Here is a 19,424-nt window from a genome sequence, read left to right on the forward strand (position 1 = left end):
CACGCTCATTGCTTCTCGGTTGCCTGCTTCAGGGTCTTGGCCATCTGCAGATGCTGTTGCAGCGTCGGCAGCGTCTGGATGGCGAACTGCTTCACATCCGGATCCTTGACCTCGTTGGAGGCCTTTTCGAACAGCTTGACGGCATCCTCGTGCGCATCCACGCCGATTTCCTCGGCATAGGCCTTGTCGAAGCCTTCGTCGCGCAGGCCCAGCGCCTTCAGCCGCGCCTTCTGCACCAGGGACGGCTCGGTGGGCACCTCATAGCCCTTGCCCTTGGCCAGGGTCGCCAACTGCTGCCCGGCCTTGCCGTGGTCGTCGATCATCTTCTGCGCGAACGTCTTCACGTCGGCGCTGTGGCCTTTTTCCAGCGCCATCTTGCTGCCCTCGACCTCCAGGTGGCCGGACTGCGCCGCGCTTTCCAGGAAATCGCGGTCGCCGCTGTCCAGCTTGGTGGTTGCCGGGGCGGCGGGCGCGGCTTGCGCCATGCTGGCCTGCGGGCCGCCCAGCGCGAGAAGCAGCAGGGAAAGGGTGGTGAGATGGCGGATGGTCATGGCGTACTCCCGTTGGGTTGGCGTGCGCGGCGCATCGGATATGGCCGTGCTGCCATACAGCAATCCATGTTCCCGGGCCGGGAAGGGCCATGCCGTGCACGATCGACCGGCAGGGGTGCGGGAGGAACGGTACTTTTTACCGACCTCCGCCGGATCGCTACAGGCGCGGCCGCAAGCGCTGTTGGTCCTGCCAGCCGCCTTCCCAGGCGCGCACTTTTTCCAGCCACTGGCCTATCGGCTCGCGGGTACGCGAAGGCAGTGACTCCAGTTTGAAATAGGGGCAATCCAGCTTCCAGGCGCCCTGCATCGCGGCGGCCGCCCCTAGCCTTCGGATGTCTTCATACATTGAATCTCTCCAAAAGGATGGGTAGGAGTGCCCAGCTTGCGCGCGATGAGGGCAGGCGTCGATGGTTATTACCGAACGACACACTGTTACAGCGTTACGGGCCGCGGCGGCGGCTCGACGGCTCCGGCGTGTCGGCCTCGCCGCCATTGCGCACCGCGTCGGGAGGGGAATGCGACACGCCTGCCTCGGCTTCATCGACGACGTCATCGGGGCGGATGTCGGCGCCGGGGTCTTCATCGGGGATGCGCGGATTGGCAGCGGGGCGGGCGCCGGTGCCCTGCGCATCGCTGTCGCTGCCGCGCGAGGACGATGGCAGGTCGCTGGGCGAATCCGAGGAGTCGCTGGGGCCGGCGGGGGGCGAGGTGACGGGGTCGGGATTCGATGACATGGCGTAACTCCTGAAATTGAGGGGAGGGAGGGCCGGCGTCAGCCCAGTCGCCGGACCAGGCGCGCGACGCGGGCGATGCCGCCGGTGCCGCTGGCGGCGCGGCCGACCAGGGTGGTGCCGGCCAGCGTCCACAGCACGCGGCGCAGCGGCGTCGCGCCGCGCATGCCGCGCAGCATCATCCATGCGCCCAGGACCAGCACCACCAGGTGCTCGCCTGGCAGATCGGGACGGGCGGCGTCGAGTTCGCGCAGGCGCCGCGGCGGGCGGGCGGCGGTCACGGGGCCGTCATCCGGACGCGGATCGTCGGCGGTCGAATCCGCCGGTTCGATGTCCTCGTCCGGAATCTGGTCGTTGCCCTCCTTGCGCGCGTCGTGGCGGGCGTCGTCGGGCACGGCCGGGTGTTGCGGGCGCGGCGGCGGGGGCGAAGGCGTTGACGGGCTGGACATGGCGGCTCCTTGGGCGGGGGGGAATTTCCCGTCGCCAGCAAGCGCCGCTCCCGGCCGAGCCACCGCGGCCGTGCAGGATTGGGCAGGAATCTCGGCGGATTGCGCTACCGGCGGCGCAGACGATTCCGGACAATGTCCCTTTTGGACAAGCACCAGGGAGTCTTCAATGCTTGTGAAAGCCTATGGCGCCTACGCCGCCGACAAACCGCTCGAATCGCTCGAGATCCGCCGCCGGGCCACCGGCGCCCATGACGTCCAGATCGACATCGCCTACTGCGGCATCTGCCACTCCGACCTGCACCAGGTGCGGTCCGAATGGGAAGGCACGCAATATCCCTGTGTGCCGGGCCATGAGATCGTCGGGCGCGTCGCCGCCGTTGGCGACCACGTGCAGGGATTCAAGCCGGGCGACCTGGTCGGCGTCGGCTGCATCGTCGACAGTTGCAAGCACTGCGCCGAGTGCGCGGATGGCTTCGAGAACTACTGCGATGGCATGGTCGGGACCTACAACGGGGCGACTGCCGACGAGCCGGGCTGGACGCTGGGCGGCTACACCCAGAAGATCGTGGTGCACGAACGCTACGTGCTGCGCGTCAGCCATCCCGCCGAGCAGTTGGCCGCGGTGGCGCCGCTGCTGTGCGCCGGTATCACCACCTATTCGCCGCTGCGCCACTGGAACGCCGGGCCCGGCAAGAAGGTCGGCGTGGTGGGCATCGGCGGGCTCGGCCACATGGGCATCAAGCTGGCCCATGCGATGGGGGCGCACGTGGTGGCCTTCACCACCTCGGAATCCAAGCGTGACGCGGCCCGCGAGCTGGGCGCCGACGACGTGGTGGTGTCGCGCAACCCGGATGAGATGGCCGCGCATCTGCAGAGCTTCGACTTCATTCTCGACACCGTGGCGGCGCCGCATGACCTGGACGCCTTCCTGGCGCTGCTCAAGCGCGACGGGGCCATGACCCTGGTGGGCGCCCCGGCCACGCCGCATCCGTCGCCGAACGTCTTCAACTTCATCATGAAGCGCCGCTCGCTGGCAGGCTCGATGATCGGCGGCATTCCCGAAACGCAGGAGATGCTGGACTTCTGCGCGCGGCACGGCATCGTTGCCGACATCGAGATGGTGCGCGCCGACGAGATCAACGCCGCCTACGAGCGCATGCTCAAGGGCGACGTCAAGTACCGCTTCGTGATCGACAACGCCACGCTGGCGGGCTGACGCGGATGCCGGCGCCGGGCGGCGGATCGCCTCAGGCCCGCCCGGCGCCGAGCACCAGGTCGTCGAACAGCGTCGTTCCGCCCATCTGCCCGCCCTTGAGCATCAGTTCCAGCCCGTCGGTCAGCGGATCGTCGCTGCGCGCCACGCTGACGGTGACGCCGGGTGCGAGCGTGCCGTGAAATCCCAGGCCCCATAACCCCAGCGCCAACGCGGCGTGGCTGGAGGTGTCGCCGCCGGCGATGCCCAGGCGCGTGAGCCGGTGGCCGGCGGCGGCGCTGGCGCGCACGATGCCGGCCGCCAACTGCCCGGTGGCGCGCGCGGTGGCGGCGGTCCGGTCCGCCGTCAGGGTCTGGTCGGGCGCATCGGTATGCAGCAGCACGTTGTGCCCCGAGGCCAGCGCGCCGGCCGCCTCCTCGATGCGCGCCCGGGCATAGGCCGGGTCGCCCAGCAGGCGTTCGACCCGCAAGGGGTGCCGCGCATAACGCTGACAGGCGGCGATCTGGCGGGCCGTGACCGGCGACAGGCTGCCGGCCACCACCAGCACCGGCCCCTCGGCGGGCGCCAGCGTGGGCGGGGCGGAAGCGGGGGCGAGCCCGGCGGCGCGCGTCAGCGCCTGCTGCACGCTGCTGGGACCCACCGCCAGTAACGGCAGCGCCGCGGCTGCGCGCCACAGCAGCCGGCCGATCAGCGCCAGTTGTTCGTCGTCCACCAGATCCAGCAGCAGCGGGCCGTCGACCGTGTCCACGATGTCGTCGATCCAGTCGTCGGCCGCGCGCAGGTCGGCTGGGCCGCGCAGCGGGGGGTAGGCGGTATGGGGCAGGGATCCGATGCCGGTCAGCCCCTGCCGCGCCAGATGGCGGCGCAGGTCGGCCTCGTGCATGGGCGTGACGGGATGCGCGCGCATCACCGGGTGCCGGTCGATGCGGTGGACCTCGGGGTCGGCGCCGGCGCGCGCGAACAGGGTGGCGAAGCTGCAATAACGCCCGATGCCGGGCTGGCCGCCGACGATGGGCACGAGCGGATTGAGCATGTGGCGCCGCAGTTCGGCCACGGCCGCGCCGATGCTTCCCACGTGCGGGGCGCTGTCGAAGGTGGAGCAGCACTTGTAGTGCAGGATGCGGGTGCCGGTGGCGGCCAGGAAGCGCCCGGCCATGCGCAGCTCCGCCGTCATCGCCTCGGGCGCCATGCCGCGCGCCGCGCCGGCGATGCCGAGGGCGTCCAGCGGGCCGGCGCGTTCCAGTTGTCGGGGCGTCGGCACGCCCAGGAACAGCAGGCTGCGCCAGCCGGCCAGCGCCACGTGCGCCAGCGTGTCGGTGGCGCCGGTGAAGTCGTCGCCGTACCAGGCGACGCGCGGCGCGGCGGCGCGGGCGGGACCGTCCGTCATGCGCGCGACCCGAAGTGTGCCAGCGCGCGCCGCAACTCGGGGGCGTCAGCGGCGAAGCTGGCCAGGTCCTGGCCGGCGCGCGCCGCCTGCCAGGCCTGGCGGATGCTCCGCACGCCGGCCGCCGGGCCGTCCGGATGCGCCAGGATGCCGCCGCCGGACATGAACAACAGGTCGTCGGTGCGCACCGCGGCCCAGGTGGCGGGCACCGTGCCGGCCCACTGGCCGGACGAGAACGCCGGCATCACCGCGTCGTCGATGCCGGGGGTGAGCGGCGCCAGGCAGTCGCGGGCGCTCTCCACTACCTCGGCGTCGGGCTGCGAGAACTTGCCCTGCAGGCCGTGCACGTGCATGTGGTCCACGCCGGCCAGCCGCCACAGCGTCTGGTAGGCCTGGAAGCCGATGCCGAGCAAGGGGTGGCGCGACAGCGCGCCGTAGCCGTTGCGATGGCCGTGCAGCGCCAGCGGCGTGTGGCGGCGCAGGGTCTGGATGGCGGAATAGCCGCACCAGTTCAGGCTGGCCATCACGCAACTGCCTTGCTCGCGCTCGATCAGGTCGGCGTGGCGCCGCATGGCGTCGGTTTCGTCGGTGATGTTGAAGGCCACCATGACCTGGCGCCCCGTGCGTTCGCGGTGCGCCCGCACCACCGCCATGACGGCAGCCACGCGCTGCGCCAGCGGCGCATGGGCGGGGTTGGCGCAGACTTCGTCGTCCTTGATGAAATCCACGCCCGCCGCGCACAGCCGCGCCACGAGGTGCGCGGTCTGCTCGGGCGAGAGCCCGACGTTGGGCTTGATGATGGTGCCCACCAGCGCGCCGCGGTCCACGCCGGTCAGCGCGCGCGTGCCGGCCACGCCGACGCGGGGCATGTCGAACTGGGCGCGGTAGTCGGCGGGCAGCTCCAGCCGTTCCAGCCGCAGGCCGGTCACTTCGCCCAGGTCGTACAGGTTGCCGCCGACCGTGGCGGCCAGGGTCGGCAGGTTGGGGCCGATATTGGCCACCGGAAAGGCGATGCGCACGCGGGCGCGGCGCAGCGTGGCCGGCAGGCCGCCCGGCTGGCGCGCCAGCCAGGCGTTGGGCAGGCTGGCGTGGCCGGTGGATTCGAGCTCCCGCACCGATTCGACCTGGGCGCGGGCGCGCGCCCGCAGCTCGTCGGTCTCGCCCTCGACGCGGGTGAAGGTGCCGCAGGACTGCTCGCCCGCCATCACCTCGGCGACGCGCGCCGGGTCCAGCGGGGTTTCGATCAGGTAGGTGGCGCGGATGACTTGGGTGTTCATGGATGGGTTCCGGGGCCCGGTTTCAAAGCCGTGCCAGATCGGGAAAGGGGCGCACCGGATCGCGGCCGTCCCAGTCGCGCGCGCTGTCGCGGATCAGGTCGAACAGGCGGCCCTTGGGGCCAGCCACCTCGGACAGCTCGATGACGGTGCCGGGATGGTATTCGGTGTCGAAGTAGATGAAGCGGCCGTTCTCGCCGACCTCGCCCTGCATCTTCGGCACGAAGCCTTGCGCCAGCAGGCGCGCCAGGTCGGCGTCGTAGTCCTGGGTCCAGTAGGCCACGTGCTGCAGCCCGGTGCGGCCGGCCTGCAGGAAGTCGCGGTACATCGACGGCACGTCGTTGCGGGTCTGGATCAGCTCGACCTGCACGAAGCCCGAATTGGCCAGCGCCACCGAGTTGTGCGGCTCGTACGGCGCGCCGTCATAGCGGTAGTTCACGATGGGCACCTTGGGGTTGTAGAACCAGGGGCCCACGCCTAGCGTGCGGCTCCAGTAGTCCATGGCGGCCTCGATGTCGGGCACCACATAACCGAGTTGGCGGATCTCGCCCAGGAAACGACTCATGATGGATTCTTGTGTAGGAAGTGGCGGGGGCGCGGCCCGCGATGGGCCGCGCGGCATTCAGGACGCGGATTTGAGAAAACCGATGGAAATCCAGGGGAAGGCGGCAACGATGACCAGCCCGACCAGCAGCGCGGCGATGTAGCCCCAGATCGGGCGGATGCCCTCGTCGGGATCGACCCGGCTGATGGCGCAGGCGCCGTAGTAGCCGACGCCGAAGGGCGGCGCGAACAGGCCGATGCCCATGGCGAAGATGACCACCATGGCGTAATGCACCTCGTGCACGCCCGCCTGCGCCGCCACCGGGAACAGCAGCGGCCCGAACAGCACGATGGCGGGAATCCCTTCCAGCACGCTGCCCAGGATGATGAAAGCCACGATCGACACGGCCAGGAAACCGTAGCTGCCGCCCGGCATGCCGGCCATCAGCCGCGCCAGGTCGCCCGAGAAGCCCGATTGCGTCAGGGCCCAGGCCATGGCGGTGGCGCAGCCGACGATCAGCATGATGGCGCCGGACAGCGAGGCGGTCTCGATCAGCATGGGCTTGAGCCGCGCCAGGTCGAAGCGCCGGTAGATCAGCGCGCCCACCACCGCCGCATAGACGATGCCGATGGTCGAGACCTCGGTGGCGGTGGCCACGCCCTCGACCACCGCGGCGCGGATCACGAAGGGCAGCGCCACGGCCGGCAGGGCGATGACGAAGAAGCGGCCGATCTCGCGCGGCGCGAAGCGCTGCGCCAGGCTCAGGTCTTCCTTGCGGTAGCGCCACCACACCACCGAGCACAGCGCCAGCCCCAGCACCACGGCCGGCAGCAGGCCGCCGGTGAAGAGGGCGGCGATGGACACGCCGGTGACCGAGCCGATGGTGATCAGCACGATCGACGGCGGGATGGTCTCGGTCTGCGCGCCGGTGGCCGACAGCAGCGCCACCAGGTCGCCGGGCCTGGCGCCGCGCTTGCGCATCTCGGGAAACAGCACTGGCGCGATCGCCGCCATGTCGGCGATCTTCGAGCCGGAGATGCCCGACACCAGGTACATCGCCCCGATCAGCACGTACGACAGGCCGCCGCGCACGTGGCCCAGCAGGCTGGCCAGGAACTGGATCATGGCGCGCGCCATGCCGGTCATCTCGATCAGCGAACCCAGGAAAATGAACAGCGGCACCGCCAGCAGCATCAGGTGCGACATCCCTTCGTCCAGGCGGCCCACCATCACCAGCATCGGCGTGTTGGTGGTCAGCGCCAGGTAGGAGAACGTCGCCAGCGCGAACGAGAACGCGATCGGCACGCCCGCGAACACGGTGGCCGCGACGATGCCGACGAAGAAGATCACCAGGTTGAGCTTTCCCAGTCCCGTGAACAGCGGCTGCGCCAGCCAGAACGCCGCGACCATCGCCGCCGCGCCGGCCAGCGCCAGCAGCAGGTGCGGCACGGTCTGGGTGCGCAGCAGCCGCAGCAGCGCCACCACCGCCATCAGGCCCATGCCGACCGGAATGGCGGCGGCGCGCCAGGCGTTGCTCAGCTCCAGCGCGGGCGTGATGATGAAGTGTTCTTCGTGCGCGTATTCGATGGCCGGCGCCAGGATCAGGAACAGGAAGGCGAGCGAGGCGGCCAGCGCGCCGGCCTCCAGCCGCGCGCGGCGCGCCGGACCGATATGGTTGACCAGCGCCGTCATGCGCATGTGCTCGCCGCGGCGCAGCGCCACCACGGCGCCCAGCATCGACAGCCACAGGAACAGGATGGAGGCCAGCTCATCGGACCACACCAGCGGGCTGTGGAACACGTAGCGCGCCACCACGCCGGCGAACAGCACCAGGATCTCGACCAGCACGATGGCGGCGGCCGCCAGTTCGACCAGGCCGCCCAGCGCCGCGTCCAGCGCATCGCCCGCGCGCCGCAGCGGATGGGCCGGCAGCGCGGGCGCGGCGGCGTGGGAAGAGGAGAGCGAGGACATGGGCGCGGCCTCAGGCGAGCTTGCCGACGGCCTGCTCCAGCAGGCCCCAGGCCTCCTGGCCGAAGCGTTGCCGCCATTCGCTGTAGAAACCGGCCTTGCGCAACTGGTCGCGGAAGCTGTCGGCGGCGGGCTGGTTGAACGTCAGGCCCTTGGCTTCCAGGTCGGCCTGCACCGAGGCGTTGAGTTTCTTGATGTCCTCGCGCTGCGCCAGCCCGGCCTCGTTGATGCCGCGCGCCACCACCGTCTTCAGGTCCTGCGGCAGGCCTTCCCACATGCGGCCGTTGGCGATGAACCAGTAGCCGTCCCAGATGTGGTTGGTCAGCGAGCAGTACTTCTGCACCTCGTACAGCTTGGCCACCTGGATGATGGGCAGCGGGTTTTCCTGCGCGTCCACCACCTTGGTCTGCAGCGAGGAATAGACCTCGCTGAACTGCAGGCTGGCCGGCGCCGCGCCCAGGCCCTTGAACATCGAGATGGGCAGCGGGCTGACCGGCACGCGGATCTTCAGGCCGTCCATGTCGGCGGCGCGGGTCACCGGCGCCTTGCTGCTGGTGGTCTGGCGAAAGCCGTTGTCCCACATCTTCTCGAAGGCATACAGGCGGCGCTGCGCGATGGCGGCGCGCACGTGGGCGCCGAGCGCGCCATCCATGGCGCCCCAGACCTGGCCATAGTCCTTGAAGGCGAAGCCGACGGCGTTGATGGCGGCCACCGGCACCAGCGTGGCGATCACCAGCGCGGAGGGCGTGAAGAAGTCGATGCCACCCGACCGCACCTGGGCCAGCATGTCGGTGTCGCCGCCGAGCTGGTTGTTGGGGAAGATCTTGATGTCGACGCGGCCGTTGCTTTCCTTGAGGATGCGGTCGGCGGCTTCCTGGGCGCGGATGTTCAGCGGGTGCGAGACGGGCAGGTTGTTGCCGTACTTGAGGGAATAGTCGGCGGCCCGGGCGATCAACGGGAACCCGCCGCCCAGGGCGGCCGCGGCGGGAAGGGCGCACAAGCGGCGCAAGGCACTGCGGCGGGTGAGCAGCTTCATGGTTGTCTCCAGAATCTTGGTTATGATGTTTTTTGAGGTGCCGCAGAAGTCCATCGCGCTGAGGCATGATGGACAATAGTGAACCGGCGCCCGCATCGTCAAACCCCAACAATGATGGTTTTTGATGTGAACAAGCCCACTCGCGAACGCAAGCTGGCGACCCTGGCCGAGGTCGCGGCGCTGGCCGGCGTGTCCACCGCCACGGCCGACCGCGTGCTGAACCGGCGCCCCGGCGTGCGCAACAGCACCGCGCAGCGCGTGCTCAAGGCCGCCGCCGAGCTCGACTACCTGCCCGAGGCGGACCTGTTCGCCGCGATGGCGCCCGAGCCCATGCGACTGGTGATCCTGCTGCCGCGCGGCAGCAACCGTTTCCTGCGCATGCTGGGCGACAGCGTGAGCTACGCGCACGAGCACTTCGCGCCGCTCAACGCGCGCTGCCAGGTGGATTACGTCGAGAGCTTCAACCCCGAGGCCCTGGCGCAGGCGCTGCTGCATCACGGCAGGCGCGCCGACGGCATCGCCTTCATGGCGCTGGAGCATCCGGTGGTGCGCGAGGCCGTCAACGCGCTGGCCGAACAGGGCGTGCCCACGGTGACGCTGATCTCCGATCTGGCCAACAGCGCGCGCGTGGCCTATGTGGGCCTGGACAATCGCGCCGCCGGCCGCACCGCCGGCTACCTGCTCGCGCGCTTCATCGGCCCGCGCACCGCGCACGTGGCGCTGATCGCCGGCTCGCGCCACTACCGCGCCCACGAGGAGCGCGAGGGCGGCTTCCTGCAGCTCTACGCCGAGCAGTTCCAGGCCATGCAGGTGGTGGACCTGCGCGAAGGCTACGACGACGCCCAGCGCAACTACGAGCAGACGCGCCAGTTGCTGGAGCAATACCCGCAGCTTGCCGGCATCTACAACATCGGCGGCGCTTCCGACGGCGTGGCGAGGGCGCTCAAGGAGGCCGGGCTGCAGCACCGGGTGGTGTTCATCGGCCACGGCCTGACGCCGGACACGCGCGCGCTGCTGATCGACGGCACCATGGACGCCGTCATCACGCAGAGCCCGGTGGAGGCGCTGATGAGCTGCGTGCGCATCTTCTGCAACGTGCGCGACAAGCGCAGCCCCATGAGCGGGGTGGAGATGAACCGCAGCCAGGTGATTCTGCGCGAGAACCTGCCTTGACGGGCAAGGGCCCGGGCGAGGGCCGGCGCTGCCAGCGGCGCGCGGTCGGCGCGGGTCATGCTTCGGGCCGAGACCGGCATGAGCTTCGGTCGCTTCGGCCGCTGGCGCCAGCGTATCCAGGTCGCATTGTCGATCCTGCGCCTGGCGCAAGGCGCTACCGTCCAGGCCGTCGCCCTCGAACTGGGCTACGAAGCGCGGGCAGCTTCGTGACGATGTTCAGGAAGGTCATCGGCACCTCGCCGGCGCGCTTCATGGCCGAGCGACTGGTGCGTGACATCGACGGCGGTTGCTTCTTGTGAGGCCTGTTGCCCTTTGTCATGGGGCATTCTGTTGACTGCCATCGCGCGATTGGTCAACACTGCCCTGGCTTCGCGGCGGCCTGGTCCCGGCGCGCCGAAGACCTGTTCGCCCGCTTCCCCATGAGGTTCTCCCGCCATGCACGCACACCCGATCCGTCACGCCGTCGCCGCGGCCTTGCTGTTGCTGGCGATGCACGCGCAGGCCCAGGAGGGGCTTCCCGCGCCCGTCAACGGCATCACCTTCGAGGAATGGGCCGCGGGCAATGCCCGCCTGGCCAACAATCAGCCCCTGGACGGCGTGCTGAAGATACTGAAGGTGAACGAAGGTCAGTGGAAACAGGCCGACGCCGCCTTCATCGAGGAGCTGAAGCGGCGCGATCCGGGCTCGCCCACATTCATGCGTTACGGCGAAGTGTTTGCCAACCCGGCCGTGGGACGTTTCGCCAACGCCGGCGAACAACCCAGGGTGGAGGGCAAGCTGGCCACCTATGACGATTACGCGCGCCTGCAGGCGGACATGAGCGCGGGCGTGCAGGCGGGCAAGGATCCACAGGCCATCCTGAAGGAATACGGCTTGAACACCTATCAATACTCACAGGAAAGCGGCAAGTGGGTACGGATGACGGCCACGGTCAATGATCCCGCCGAACTGGAGCGCCTGGCCGCGATCCGGGAAAAGTACCAGCGTGAAGCGCGGGCCAGGTATGGATTGCCCGCGGCCGAATGAGATAGCGCGCCGCAGTGGGACAGGGCGGGGCCGAGAGGCTAGCGGCCCCCGGAGCAGGCATGGCGCTTGCTGAATCTCCCGATCGGATCATCGTCGGCTCACACCGATGCCATCGACACGTACAGGGAGATATCCATGCCAGCCAGGAAAGCAAGCAAGGCCAGGAAGCCGGGAGCCGTCGACACGGCTTTCAACAATACGGACAGCGGCCCCGCCGAAGCGCCCGCGGAGGGCGTCGGCTCCGCGGCGATGCAGCGGGCGGCTGCGGTGGCGGCGACTGCCCGGGCGCTGCCCCATCATCCCGACAAAGAGAAAGAATACGGGGACGCGGGCGCCCGCTGCCCGTACCGCGGCGTCGCCGTGGCGACGGCCGATGCGTCGGCGAGCGCCAGCTCGTTGTCCGAGAGCCAGTACACCGACAAGACGGGCGAGCCGCCCGAGGCCGGCGCCAACGCGGTCGACGGCGGTCTTGCGCGGGTGCGCGTGGATGCGCAGGGACAGGCGCTGACGACGAACCAGGGCGTCGCCGTGAGCGACAACCAGCATTCGCTGAAAGCGGGCCTGCGCGGCCCCGCGCTGCTCAAGGATTTCATCCTGCGTGAAAAAATTACCCACTTCGATCATGAACGCATTCCGGAACGCATCGTGCATGCGCGGGGATCCGCGGCGCACGGCTACTTCGAATGCTACGAATCGCTGGCCGGCCTGACGCGGGCCTCGCTGTTCGCGACGAAGGGCAAGCGCACGCCCGTGTTCGTGCGCTTTTCCACCGTGGCCGGCGAGCGCGGATCGAAGGACACGGCGCGCGACGTGCGCGGCTTCGCGGTCAAGTTCTACACCGACGAAGGCAACTGGGATCTGGTCGGCAACAACATGCCCGTCTTCTTCATCCAGGATGCCATGAAGTTCCCGGACCTGGTGCACGCGGTCAAGCCCGAGCCGCATCACGGCATGCCGCAGGCGGCATCGGCGCACGATACGTTCTGGGACTTCGTGTCGCTGATGCCGGAGTCGACCCATATGCTGATGTGGCTGATGTCGGACCGGGCGATTCCGCGCAGCTATCGCATGATGCAGGGGTTTGGCGTGCACACTTTCCGCTTCGTCAACGACCAGGGCGACGCCAAGCTGGTGAAATTCCATTGGAATCCGGTGGCGGGCACGCATTCGCAGGTCTGGGACGAAGCCGTGAAAGTGTCGGGCGCGGACCCCGATTTCCACCGCCGCGACCTGTGGGAGGCCATCGACGCCGGCCACGGCCCCGCGTGGGAGCTGGGCGTGCAGGTCTTCACCGAGGAAGAGGCCGAGCGCTTCAGCTTCGATGTGCTGGATGCCACCAAGATCGTGCCCGAGGAGCTGGTGCCCGTGCGCCCCATCGGCCGCATGGTGCTGGACCGCAATCCGGACAACTTCTTCGCCGAGACCGAGCAGGTGGCGTTCTGCGCGGCGCACGTGGTGCCGGGCATCGATTTCACCAACGACCCGTTGCTGGCCGGACGCATCCACTCCTATGTGGATACGCAGATCTCGCGGCTGGGCGGACCCAACTTCCACGAGATCCCGATCAATGCGCCGCTGGCGCCGGTCTACAACAACCAGCGCGACGGCATGCATCGGCAGGCGGTGCATCGCGGCCGGGTAGCCTACGAACCCAATTCGCTGGGCGGCGGCTGTCCGTTCCAGGCCGGCATGGAGGGCTACGTGTCCTTCCCCGAGCCGGTGGCGGGCGACGAGTTGCGCGGCCACCCCGAGCGCTTCGCGGAACACTACAACCAGGCGACCCTGTTCTACGACAGCCAGGCGGACTGGGAGCGGCGCCATCTGGCCGATGCCTTCGCCTTCGAGCTGAGCAAGGTCACGGTTGCCGCCATCCGCCAACGCATGGTCGCCTCGCTGCGCAACGTCTCGGATGAACTGGCGCGGATCGTGGCCGACAAGCTGGGCATGGCGCTGCCCGACCCCATGCCCCGCGCCCTGCGCCAGGCCCCGCCCCCGGAAGTGGCGCAGTCACCCTCCCTGTCGCTGACGGCGCGTCCGGGCCAGGCCGGCGTTGTCACGCGCAAGGTCGCCATCCTGGTGGCGCAAGGGGTGGACGGCGCCGCCGTGTCGGCGGTGGCGCAGGCCCTGATACAGGCCGGCGTGGTGGTGCGCCTGGTGGGGCAGCGTATCGGCCCCGTTGAGACGGCCGATGGCGCCCGGCTGGACGCGGATGCCTCGCTGGACAACCAGCCGTCAGTCCTGTTCGACGGCGCCGTGGTGCCGACGGGTGGGGATGCGCTGGCGCGTTGGCGCCAGGACGGGCGGGCGCTGGAATTCATCCGCGACAGCTACCGCCACGGCAAGACGCTGCTGGCGCTGGGCGAGGGCGGCGGCTTGCTGGAGACGGCGGGCCTGGACCTGGCGGCTGGGGACGCAGGCCTCGTCATCGGCGACGCGCCGGAGTCCGCCGTCGCGGCATTCATCGAATCCCTGGCGCGGCACCGCCATCCGGAGCGCGAGACCAGTCCTCCGCGCGTCTGACCGGGGCGGCCGGAGGCGGGGCCGCCCCGGCCCCCCTGGCCCCCGCGCGCAAGGCCGTGGCAAAGCCGCCTTCCACGCGCGAGTAGGGGCGGGCGCTGGTGGTGACGCGCGGCAGCGCGGTCCACGCGATGGAGCAGCCCGCCTGCGCCATCCTGTCCACCAGCGTCTGGTCCTCGCTGCAGGCCAGCGGCGCAAAGCCGCCGATGCGGCGATAGGCCTGCGCCGCGATGCCCAGGTTGGCGCCATGTACGTGGCGATGCCCATCGCGGTCCTGGTAATGGGCGGCAAAGTCGCTTCTGGCGGCCTCGGCGTGCACGCCGTGCGCCGCCCAGCCGGCCACGCCTACCGTGCCGCACACCACCTCGGCGCCCAGGGACAGTTGGTCCACCAGCCAGCGGGGCGACACGACGGTGTCGGCATCGGTGTGCGACAACCAGCGCGCGCCCGCGTCCAGCAGTAGTTGCGAGCCGGCCGCGCGGGCGGCGCCGACATTGCGGGCCTGGATCGCGAGGCAGTGGACCGGCCAGGCGGCGGCGAGCCGCGCCGTGGCATCGCGGCAATGGTCCAGCACCACCACGATCCGGACCGGCTCGGCCAGCAGCAGAGGGTGGCGCGCCGCCCGCGTGACCGCACGCAGGCACGCCGCGATGTGGTGTTCCTCGTCGTGGGCGGGGATGCAGACGCCGATCATCGGCCGTCTTCCTTGCGGGCGATATCCATGCTCCAGGCATCGAGCTGGAACTCGGGTTCCTGGTGCGTGAACAGCGGCCTGGCGCCGGGCAGCGCGCCCAGGCTGGCATGCAGGGCGTCCGTCTGCTGCCGCCGGTCGTCGAACCCGCCGCGCCAGTGGCAGGCAATCAGTTCCGCGCCCGGCCGCAGGCTGGCCCGGGTGCGGGCCAGAAAGCGAGCCAGCGCGGCGTCCTCCAGGTAGTAGGCCATCTCCGAGATCACCATCAGATCGAAGCCGCCGGGCGGGATGCGCGGCCACGCCCCGGGCAGGCGCAGGGCGACCACCTGCACGCCGTCGGCATGATTCGCCAGCATATGCTCGCGGCAGCGGCGTACGGCGGTCTTGGCCACGTCGACGGCCGTGACCCGCCGGCAGCGCCCGGCCAGCGCCAGTGTCATGTCGCCGTTGCCGCAGCCGACTTCCAAGGCATGCTCGTAGCGGGGCCGTCCCAGGCTGGCCAGCAGCAGTGCGCGCTTGCGGCGCTCGTACCAGGCGACGCGCACGTTCCAGGGGTCGTCGAAGGAGCGATACAGCGTTTCGAAATGGCGGGCTAGAGCGTCCACGTCGACTCCTGCGCGGCAAGCACCTGGGCGCCGTGGGAGGCCTGGTCGCGTTCCGCGTGGCTCTGGCGAATGTAGAGCGGCAGATCGGCCATCACCTGCGCCAGCGCCGGATCCTTGCATAGCGGGCCGGCGCCGAGCGCGCGGGCTGCGCGGCCCACGATATCCTCGGCCGCCGTCTCGACCGCAAGCCGGGCGCGCGCCGTGGCCAGCGCGCAGCCGTCGCGCGGATTCGCGTCGATGGCGGCGGCCGCCGCATGCAGGGCCCCGCGCGCCTGGGACAGCGCCACATCGGCGGCGCCGAGATGCGCCAGGCGGAAGGGATCGGCCCGGCCGTCCGAGGCGCCGGCTCGCAGGTGCTGGAAGATGCGGGTCAGGCCCCCGTACCAGCAGGCGGCGACGCCCGCGCCGCCATGCAGGAAACCCGGCCGGTTCACGTACGCGCCCGGCGCGCCGAGCGCGGTTCCTAGCGCATCCTGGAAGGAAACATCGAGCGTCGCGCTATCGCGCATCGCCGGCGCAAGCCAGGTGTCCGGCAGTCGGGTGACGCCGGGCTGCGCCAAGGCGACCGTCGCCAGCCACGGCGCGCCGGCGGGAGTCCACCCACTGACCACGGCGTGGCTCGCGCCGGCCGCGCCGGAACACCAGGTCTTGATGCCATTGAGCACCACCCGCCCGGCGGCGTCCGGGGTCAATACCAGCCGCTGCCGCGCGGATTCCGCGCACCACACGCCCCAGATGCTCCCTGGCGGCGCAGGCGCGGGGGCGGCGAGCTCCGCCAGGATCGCCAGCGCATCGGTGTGGCCCTCGAAGCGCTTGGCCAGGGACAGGTCAACCGCGGCCACGGCGGCCAGCGCCCGCCAGCGCGTCAGCGTCTCCCCGCTGCCGGGCAAGGGCAGGCCGTCACAGCCCGCATCCACCAATCTGCGCATGATGGCTTCGGAGCCGTGCGCGGCGTTGGATTCGGCCAGCACGGCGTGCAGGCGATCGAGGCTGAACGAGGGCAAGGGTGCACTGCGGGACATGGGGCGGTTCGCGAGGACGGGATTGCTTGTTCAGCAAATGGCATGCCCGGGGCGCCGGCGCGGCGCGCCGCACCGCACGCGAGGTGACTGGGGGCCTGGCGCGTCTTTCATCGCCGTGGCCAAACTTTATCTCCTTGCCCAGGGATTGCGTGGCAGCAATAATGTTCGCCATAACTGACCGATGGCGTGACACGGGGCCAGCAGACGCGCCTTGGATAACCGATCGAGGAAACCGACATGACATCGCTGCCACAACGCTTCCTGGATCATCTTGCCGCTCTCGGCTGGACGGTGCGGCGGACGACGCCCAGCCCGACGCCCGCGGCCGCGCCGGGCGACGCGCACGGTTATGGCGCATTCCTGGCGACCTTCATCGAATTGCACAACGCGACCCAGACACGCTGGTTCCTGAGCGCGGCCGACCATGACTGCACGGCGGACAGCGCTTTTCCTTGGCACGCCCTGCGCGATATCAGCCTGGAGGCGGCGCTGGACGATGGCGGCCGGCAGGCGGTCCTGGACTTCTGGAGCCAGCACACGCCGATCTACATGAGCGTTGCCGGCGACTACGAATTCCTGGCGATAGAACGCGACTCGGGCCGCATCGTGCACGGCATCGAGCCGGAATTCGAGGACACGCGCGAAGTCGCCCCGAGCATCGCGGCCCTGTTCGAAGACATGATCGCGGGGCGCGCCATGGCGGCGCTACTGGCGTAACGGCGTACGCGGCGATCCCGCCGCGGCGTTCCTTGAACCGCTGTTTCGGGAGGCATCGTGGCCGCTAACGCGGAGCAACGTAAAATGTCAGGTCTCTAGCCTCAATATGCCTGCCTTATGAACCTTGACCGACTGCGCCGCGAATTTCCCGACTTCGACATTACAACCTTGCCGCCGCTGCCCGAAGGGTACGTCGATGCGTCGAGCTACATCGATGCCGCGCCGTCATTCGAGAACCGGGAACGCGGCCTGAAAGTGTATGTCGACTACGCCAACTACGCCGACCGCGAATCCGGCCGGAGCCAGCGCTTCTGTGTTTCGCGCTACGACGAGGAAGAGGGCGACTTCGACGACGTCGCCCTGTCGACCAACGATTGGGCCGAAGTCGTGCGCTTCCTGACCGCCTGAATGCCCACGCTGGCTGAATCGCCCGGCGTGTGATGGCCGCGCGTCTTGTCCGCCCCGAGGACAAGGAAGAGATGACCATGGTGCGCCTATCCAATGAACCCGCCGCTTTGCTGGCGGGTTTCGCTTTTTTGCGGGCTTGAGCGAAGGATCAGGCCGCGAACGTTACTCCCGCCCCTCAGGGATTGAGCAGCAGGAATAAAGTTCGCCTTTTCGATCGCAGGAGGCGCGGCGATTTGTTGAGAGCTAAAAGTTCGCCTTTTCTGGGAAGCCAAATCTTCGGGTAGATGAGATTTATGTCAAAGTTCGCCTTTTGTGGCGCCTGTGATGCGAAAGCGCGTTGTACGGCCACTACAGGAAAAGCTAATACAAATAGTCAGAGAATTCGTAGGGCTATACAGGCCACTATCGCCCCCTCAAACACATAAGTTCCCAGCTCTATAACTCACTAGACTTCATCAAAATGCTTCCCTACATCGTCGCTGTGGCTTCAATTCTCGTCGTCGGGCTCTCCTTGTACAAAGAGCAGAAAACGTCACCGAATAGCCCATTCATCAAACATGCAGTTTGGTTGCACCACGTCGGGCAGGCAGTCCTCGTGGCTCTTGCGTTCTGGGCCGCAGTGGATTCAACAAACTCTGCCAAAAAGGTGCAGGTAGCGCGACTCTATGCCGAGGCAGCGGCTGCAGCCCACAGTCATTCCTCGGAGATCCTCGAAAAGTACATGCTTGGATTATTGCCCCACGCAACAGTGCTGAAAAATCATAAAAGCTATCAACAGGGTCTCCTCAACATTCCGTCGGAAGTTGCAGGGCGATTCAATTGGGATAGTGTCGCTTCGTCGAAGGACAAAGAGAGCCTTGTTGAGGCGCGGAGGGCATTCGCCGACTTGCAGCGTGTCGCGCGGAAAGTGCTTAACGAGCGCTTGATGTATGGAGAGAAGTACCCTGAGGCAATGGCAACGTGGGCAACGCGCACGCTAGACGTTGAAGTGGATGCGTTACCAGAATTGCTCTTAGGAACACCGGCGGCGCAGGCCTATACAACGTTGATCGGCGAGGCAACCGGTGTCTCCGTAAAAAAATATCAAGATGCAGCGGCACGATTGTCGCAATGAATCTAACTGACCGTCTGAATCCACAATCGCGAAAGATGGGGAATTGCTTCACGAAGGCGCGACCTATACGCTCTGTCCGAGCGTCTCCGAAGAAGCGCTGATGAATTCAGTCACGCTGATTTCGGCCAGCAAGATGTTCAACCTGACGGGCTTGAAGCAACCCAGGTGAACGCCGCAAACCCGCTGCTCGTGGCCACGTACTTGGAGGGCTTCAAGCACGTGGCCTCCAGCTATGGCGGGTCCATATTCGGCCAAGCGGCCGCAGAAGTCGCGTGCCGGGATTGCGATGATTGGCTGAAACGACGCTTGCGGCCGAGACCAGGCGTTGGCTTCCTGCGCAGCGGCGTAGTCATTCGGCTCGAGTTGCTCTGGACGAGGAGATGTTTTGAAAGACGAAGCGCAATCAGGCTATAAGCCTGTACAGGATGATGTGCTGTAGACGTTGGGCTTAGCGGTAATTGCGGGGCAGGGCATCGAACACCTGATGAGTATCTGCCTGACGTTTCCATTGAATGGCGAGCCGTTGCGGACAGTCGAACAGCTTCAAGCTTTGCTAGAGCGTCATTCGAAAGCAACCTTGGGTCAACTGCTCAAAGCGTTGCGGCAGCGGGTGGATCTTCCCCCCACCTTCGGCGACCAGTTGGATCGTTTCCTTCAATGCCGCAACGTCATCACGCATCGGCTACATGACGTACCAGGCGGTTTGGATCTGCATTCCGATGAAGGCCGAGGAAGGCTGAAAGCTTTCTTGCTGCAGTACATGGATGACGGCCAGCGCGTATCCATGGTGTTTCTGGGCGTCCTACGGAAGTGGGCGGGCCAGGTCGGCATTGATTTTCCCAACGACCATCTTCTGAGCTAGCGGATGCAGGACTATCTGGATGCAAATGTCGTGCCGAACCTGCGGAGCTTAGTCAGGTCCAAAGCCGGGGGGCGTAGGCGAGACTTCGTGCTTCAAAAAGATGCAACAGCCTGTGACCCTAACCCAGTTTTTAGTACCG

General features: G+C 68.2%; 21 protein-coding genes. 9 read left to right on the forward strand and 12 right to left on the reverse strand.

Annotation, left to right across the window (positions count from 1 at the left end; translation table 11 throughout):
* Positions 1-5 precede the first annotated feature (5 nt).
* From SB816_RS08255 to SB816_RS08270, 4 genes are all read right to left on the reverse strand, one after another.
* Positions 6-551, reverse strand: coding sequence for a DUF4142 domain-containing protein (locus SB816_RS08255; protein ID WP_054502947.1), 546 nt, complete (start codon positions 549-551; stop codon positions 6-8).
* Between the two features lie 157 nt (positions 552-708).
* Positions 709-897, reverse strand: a complete 189-nt coding sequence (locus SB816_RS08260) for a CrpP-related protein (protein WP_162876623.1) — start codon at positions 895-897, stop codon at positions 709-711.
* A gap of 94 nt (positions 898-991) precedes the next feature.
* The gene (locus SB816_RS08265; RefSeq protein ID WP_054502945.1) at positions 992-1,285 is read right to left on the reverse strand and encodes a hypothetical protein; all 294 of its coding nucleotides are present in this window, start codon (positions 1,283-1,285) and stop codon (positions 992-994) included.
* Positions 1,286-1,323: 38 nt separating this feature from the next.
* Positions 1,324-1,731 carry a hypothetical protein gene (locus tag SB816_RS08270; RefSeq protein WP_410546774.1) on the reverse strand — a complete coding sequence of 136 codons (408 nt, stop codon included), beginning with the start codon at positions 1,729-1,731 and terminating at the stop codon, positions 1,324-1,326.
* A gap of 166 nt (positions 1,732-1,897) precedes the next feature.
* Between SB816_RS08270 and SB816_RS08275 the strand changes: the two genes are divergently transcribed.
* A complete protein-coding gene (locus tag SB816_RS08275) occupies positions 1,898-2,947 on the forward strand; it encodes an NAD(P)-dependent alcohol dehydrogenase (protein WP_054502944.1) in 1,050 nt (349 codons plus the stop codon).
* Positions 2,948-2,978: 31 nt separating this feature from the next.
* Here the strand turns inward: SB816_RS08275 and SB816_RS08280 are convergent, their stop codons facing one another.
* From SB816_RS08280 to SB816_RS08300, 5 genes are read right to left on the reverse strand one after another with little or no spacing between them, the layout of a single operon-like run.
* Positions 2,979-4,331, reverse strand: a complete 1,353-nt coding sequence (locus SB816_RS08280; protein WP_410546775.1) for a four-carbon acid sugar kinase family protein — start codon at positions 4,329-4,331, stop codon at positions 2,979-2,981.
* Positions 4,328-5,605, reverse strand: a complete 1,278-nt coding sequence (locus tag SB816_RS08285; RefSeq protein WP_410546776.1) for a ribulose-bisphosphate carboxylase large subunit family protein — start codon at positions 5,603-5,605, stop codon at positions 4,328-4,330. The genes SB816_RS08280 and SB816_RS08285 overlap by 4 nt, the downstream gene beginning before the upstream one ends.
* Positions 5,606-5,627: 22 nt before the next feature.
* Positions 5,628-6,167 carry a VOC family protein gene (locus SB816_RS08290; RefSeq protein WP_410546777.1) on the reverse strand — a complete coding sequence of 180 codons (540 nt, stop codon included), beginning with the start codon at positions 6,165-6,167 and terminating at the stop codon, positions 5,628-5,630.
* Positions 6,168-6,224: 57 nt separating this feature from the next.
* Entirely contained in the window at positions 6,225-8,117 is a 1,893-nt protein-coding gene (locus SB816_RS08295; RefSeq protein WP_054502941.1) for a TRAP transporter large permease subunit, read from the reverse strand.
* 10 nt (positions 8,118-8,127) lie between these two features.
* Positions 8,128-9,150, reverse strand: a complete 1,023-nt coding sequence (locus tag SB816_RS08300) for a TRAP transporter substrate-binding protein (protein WP_054502940.1) — start codon at positions 9,148-9,150, stop codon at positions 8,128-8,130.
* A gap of 111 nt (positions 9,151-9,261) precedes the next feature.
* Between SB816_RS08300 and SB816_RS08305 the strand changes: the two genes are divergently transcribed.
* The 4 genes from SB816_RS08305 to SB816_RS08320 all read left to right on the forward strand — a co-directional run bounded on the left by SB816_RS08305 (position 9,262) and on the right by SB816_RS08320 (position 13,869).
* Positions 9,262-10,323 (forward strand): LacI family DNA-binding transcriptional regulator, encoded by a 1,062-nt coding sequence (locus SB816_RS08305; protein WP_410546778.1) that lies wholly within the window; start codon positions 9,262-9,264, stop codon positions 10,321-10,323.
* A 78-nt stretch (positions 10,324-10,401) separates the two neighbouring features.
* Entirely contained in the window at positions 10,402-10,533 is a 132-nt protein-coding gene (locus SB816_RS08310) for a hypothetical protein (RefSeq protein WP_258955758.1), read from the forward strand.
* Positions 10,534-10,758: 225 nt separating this feature from the next.
* On the forward strand, positions 10,759-11,349 hold the full coding sequence (locus tag SB816_RS08315) for a hypothetical protein (protein ID WP_410546779.1): 591 nt from the start codon (positions 10,759-10,761) through the stop codon (positions 11,347-11,349).
* Positions 11,350-11,484: 135 nt separating this feature from the next.
* Entirely contained in the window at positions 11,485-13,869 is a 2,385-nt protein-coding gene (locus SB816_RS08320) for a catalase (RefSeq protein ID WP_410546780.1), read from the forward strand.
* Here SB816_RS08320 and SB816_RS08325 read toward each other — a convergent pair.
* Genes SB816_RS08325 through SB816_RS08335 form a run of 3 tightly spaced genes read right to left on the reverse strand, consistent with a single transcriptional unit; the run spans position 13,808 to position 16,166 of the window.
* Positions 13,808-14,560, reverse strand: coding sequence for a glycosyltransferase (locus SB816_RS08325; protein WP_054502937.1), 753 nt, complete (start codon positions 14,558-14,560; stop codon positions 13,808-13,810). The two genes, SB816_RS08320 and SB816_RS08325, sit on opposite strands and share 62 nt — an antisense overlap.
* Positions 14,557-15,162 carry a class I SAM-dependent methyltransferase gene (locus SB816_RS08330; RefSeq protein WP_064527185.1) on the reverse strand — a complete coding sequence of 202 codons (606 nt, stop codon included), beginning with the start codon at positions 15,160-15,162 and terminating at the stop codon, positions 14,557-14,559. Before SB816_RS08330 ends, SB816_RS08325 begins: the two co-directional genes overlap by 4 nt.
* Positions 15,150-16,166, reverse strand: a complete 1,017-nt coding sequence (locus SB816_RS08335; RefSeq protein WP_410546781.1) for an acyl-CoA dehydrogenase — start codon at positions 16,164-16,166, stop codon at positions 15,150-15,152. Before SB816_RS08335 ends, SB816_RS08330 begins: the two co-directional genes overlap by 13 nt.
* Positions 16,167-16,421: 255 nt before the next feature.
* Here SB816_RS08335 and SB816_RS08340 point away from each other — a divergent pair, with 255 nt between their 5' ends.
* The 4 genes from SB816_RS08340 (at position 16,422) to SB816_RS08355 (ending at position 19,285) form a co-directional block, all read left to right on the forward strand.
* Positions 16,422-16,901 carry a hypothetical protein gene (locus SB816_RS08340; RefSeq protein ID WP_410546782.1) on the forward strand — a complete coding sequence of 160 codons (480 nt, stop codon included), beginning with the start codon at positions 16,422-16,424 and terminating at the stop codon, positions 16,899-16,901.
* Between the two features lie 117 nt (positions 16,902-17,018).
* Positions 17,019-17,309 carry a hypothetical protein gene (locus tag SB816_RS08345; protein ID WP_054502933.1) on the forward strand — a complete coding sequence of 97 codons (291 nt, stop codon included), beginning with the start codon at positions 17,019-17,021 and terminating at the stop codon, positions 17,307-17,309.
* A gap of 460 nt (positions 17,310-17,769) precedes the next feature.
* Entirely contained in the window at positions 17,770-18,423 is a 654-nt protein-coding gene (locus tag SB816_RS08350) for a hypothetical protein (RefSeq protein ID WP_410546783.1), read from the forward strand.
* A gap of 484 nt (positions 18,424-18,907) precedes the next feature.
* A complete protein-coding gene (locus SB816_RS08355; protein ID WP_410546784.1) occupies positions 18,908-19,285 on the forward strand; it encodes a hypothetical protein in 378 nt (125 codons plus the stop codon).
* Positions 19,286-19,424 lie beyond the last annotated feature (139 nt).

The organism is Achromobacter sp. SIMBA_011, from assembly GCF_046535435.1.
GTDB classification, from domain to species: Bacteria; Pseudomonadota; Gammaproteobacteria; order Burkholderiales; family Burkholderiaceae_B; genus Achromobacter; species Achromobacter dolens.

Bases quoted from the DNA above. Each gene is read 5' to 3' on its own strand.
- SB816_RS08255 (WP_054502947.1), bottom strand. From the start codon at position 551: ATGACCATCCGCCATCTCACCACCCTTTCCCTGCTGCTTCTCGCGCTG.
- SB816_RS08260 (WP_162876623.1), bottom strand. From the start codon at position 897: ATGTATGAAGACATCCGAAGGCTAGGGGCGGCCGCCGCGATGCAGGGC.
- SB816_RS08265 (WP_054502945.1), bottom strand. From the start codon at position 1,285: ATGTCATCGAATCCCGACCCCGTCACCTCGCCCCCCGCCGGCCCCAGC.
- SB816_RS08270 (WP_410546774.1), bottom strand. From the start codon at position 1,731: ATGTCCAGCCCGTCAACGCCTTCGCCCCCGCCGCCGCGCCCGCAACAC.
- SB816_RS08275 (WP_054502944.1), top strand. From the start codon at position 1,898: ATGCTTGTGAAAGCCTATGGCGCCTACGCCGCCGACAAACCGCTCGAA.
- SB816_RS08280 (WP_410546775.1), bottom strand. From the start codon at position 4,331: ATGACGGACGGTCCCGCCCGCGCCGCCGCGCCGCGCGTCGCCTGGTAC.
- SB816_RS08285 (WP_410546776.1), bottom strand. From the start codon at position 5,605: ATGAACACCCAAGTCATCCGCGCCACCTACCTGATCGAAACCCCGCTG.
- SB816_RS08290 (WP_410546777.1), bottom strand. From the start codon at position 6,167: ATGAGTCGTTTCCTGGGCGAGATCCGCCAACTCGGTTATGTGGTGCCC.
- SB816_RS08295 (WP_054502941.1), bottom strand. From the start codon at position 8,117: ATGTCCTCGCTCTCCTCTTCCCACGCCGCCGCGCCCGCGCTGCCGGCC.
- SB816_RS08300 (WP_054502940.1), bottom strand. From the start codon at position 9,150: ATGAAGCTGCTCACCCGCCGCAGTGCCTTGCGCCGCTTGTGCGCCCTT.
- SB816_RS08305 (WP_410546778.1), top strand. From the start codon at position 9,262: ATGATGGTTTTTGATGTGAACAAGCCCACTCGCGAACGCAAGCTGGCG.
- SB816_RS08310 (WP_258955758.1), top strand. From the start codon at position 10,402: ATGAGCTTCGGTCGCTTCGGCCGCTGGCGCCAGCGTATCCAGGTCGCA.
- SB816_RS08315 (WP_410546779.1), top strand. From the start codon at position 10,759: ATGCACGCACACCCGATCCGTCACGCCGTCGCCGCGGCCTTGCTGTTG.
- SB816_RS08320 (WP_410546780.1), top strand. From the start codon at position 11,485: ATGCCAGCCAGGAAAGCAAGCAAGGCCAGGAAGCCGGGAGCCGTCGAC.
- SB816_RS08325 (WP_054502937.1), bottom strand. From the start codon at position 14,560: ATGATCGGCGTCTGCATCCCCGCCCACGACGAGGAACACCACATCGCG.
- SB816_RS08340 (WP_410546782.1), top strand. From the start codon at position 16,422: ATGACATCGCTGCCACAACGCTTCCTGGATCATCTTGCCGCTCTCGGC.
- SB816_RS08345 (WP_054502933.1), top strand. From the start codon at position 17,019: ATGAACCTTGACCGACTGCGCCGCGAATTTCCCGACTTCGACATTACA.
- SB816_RS08350 (WP_410546783.1), top strand. From the start codon at position 17,770: ATGCTTCCCTACATCGTCGCTGTGGCTTCAATTCTCGTCGTCGGGCTC.
- SB816_RS08355 (WP_410546784.1), top strand. From the start codon at position 18,908: ATGAGTATCTGCCTGACGTTTCCATTGAATGGCGAGCCGTTGCGGACA.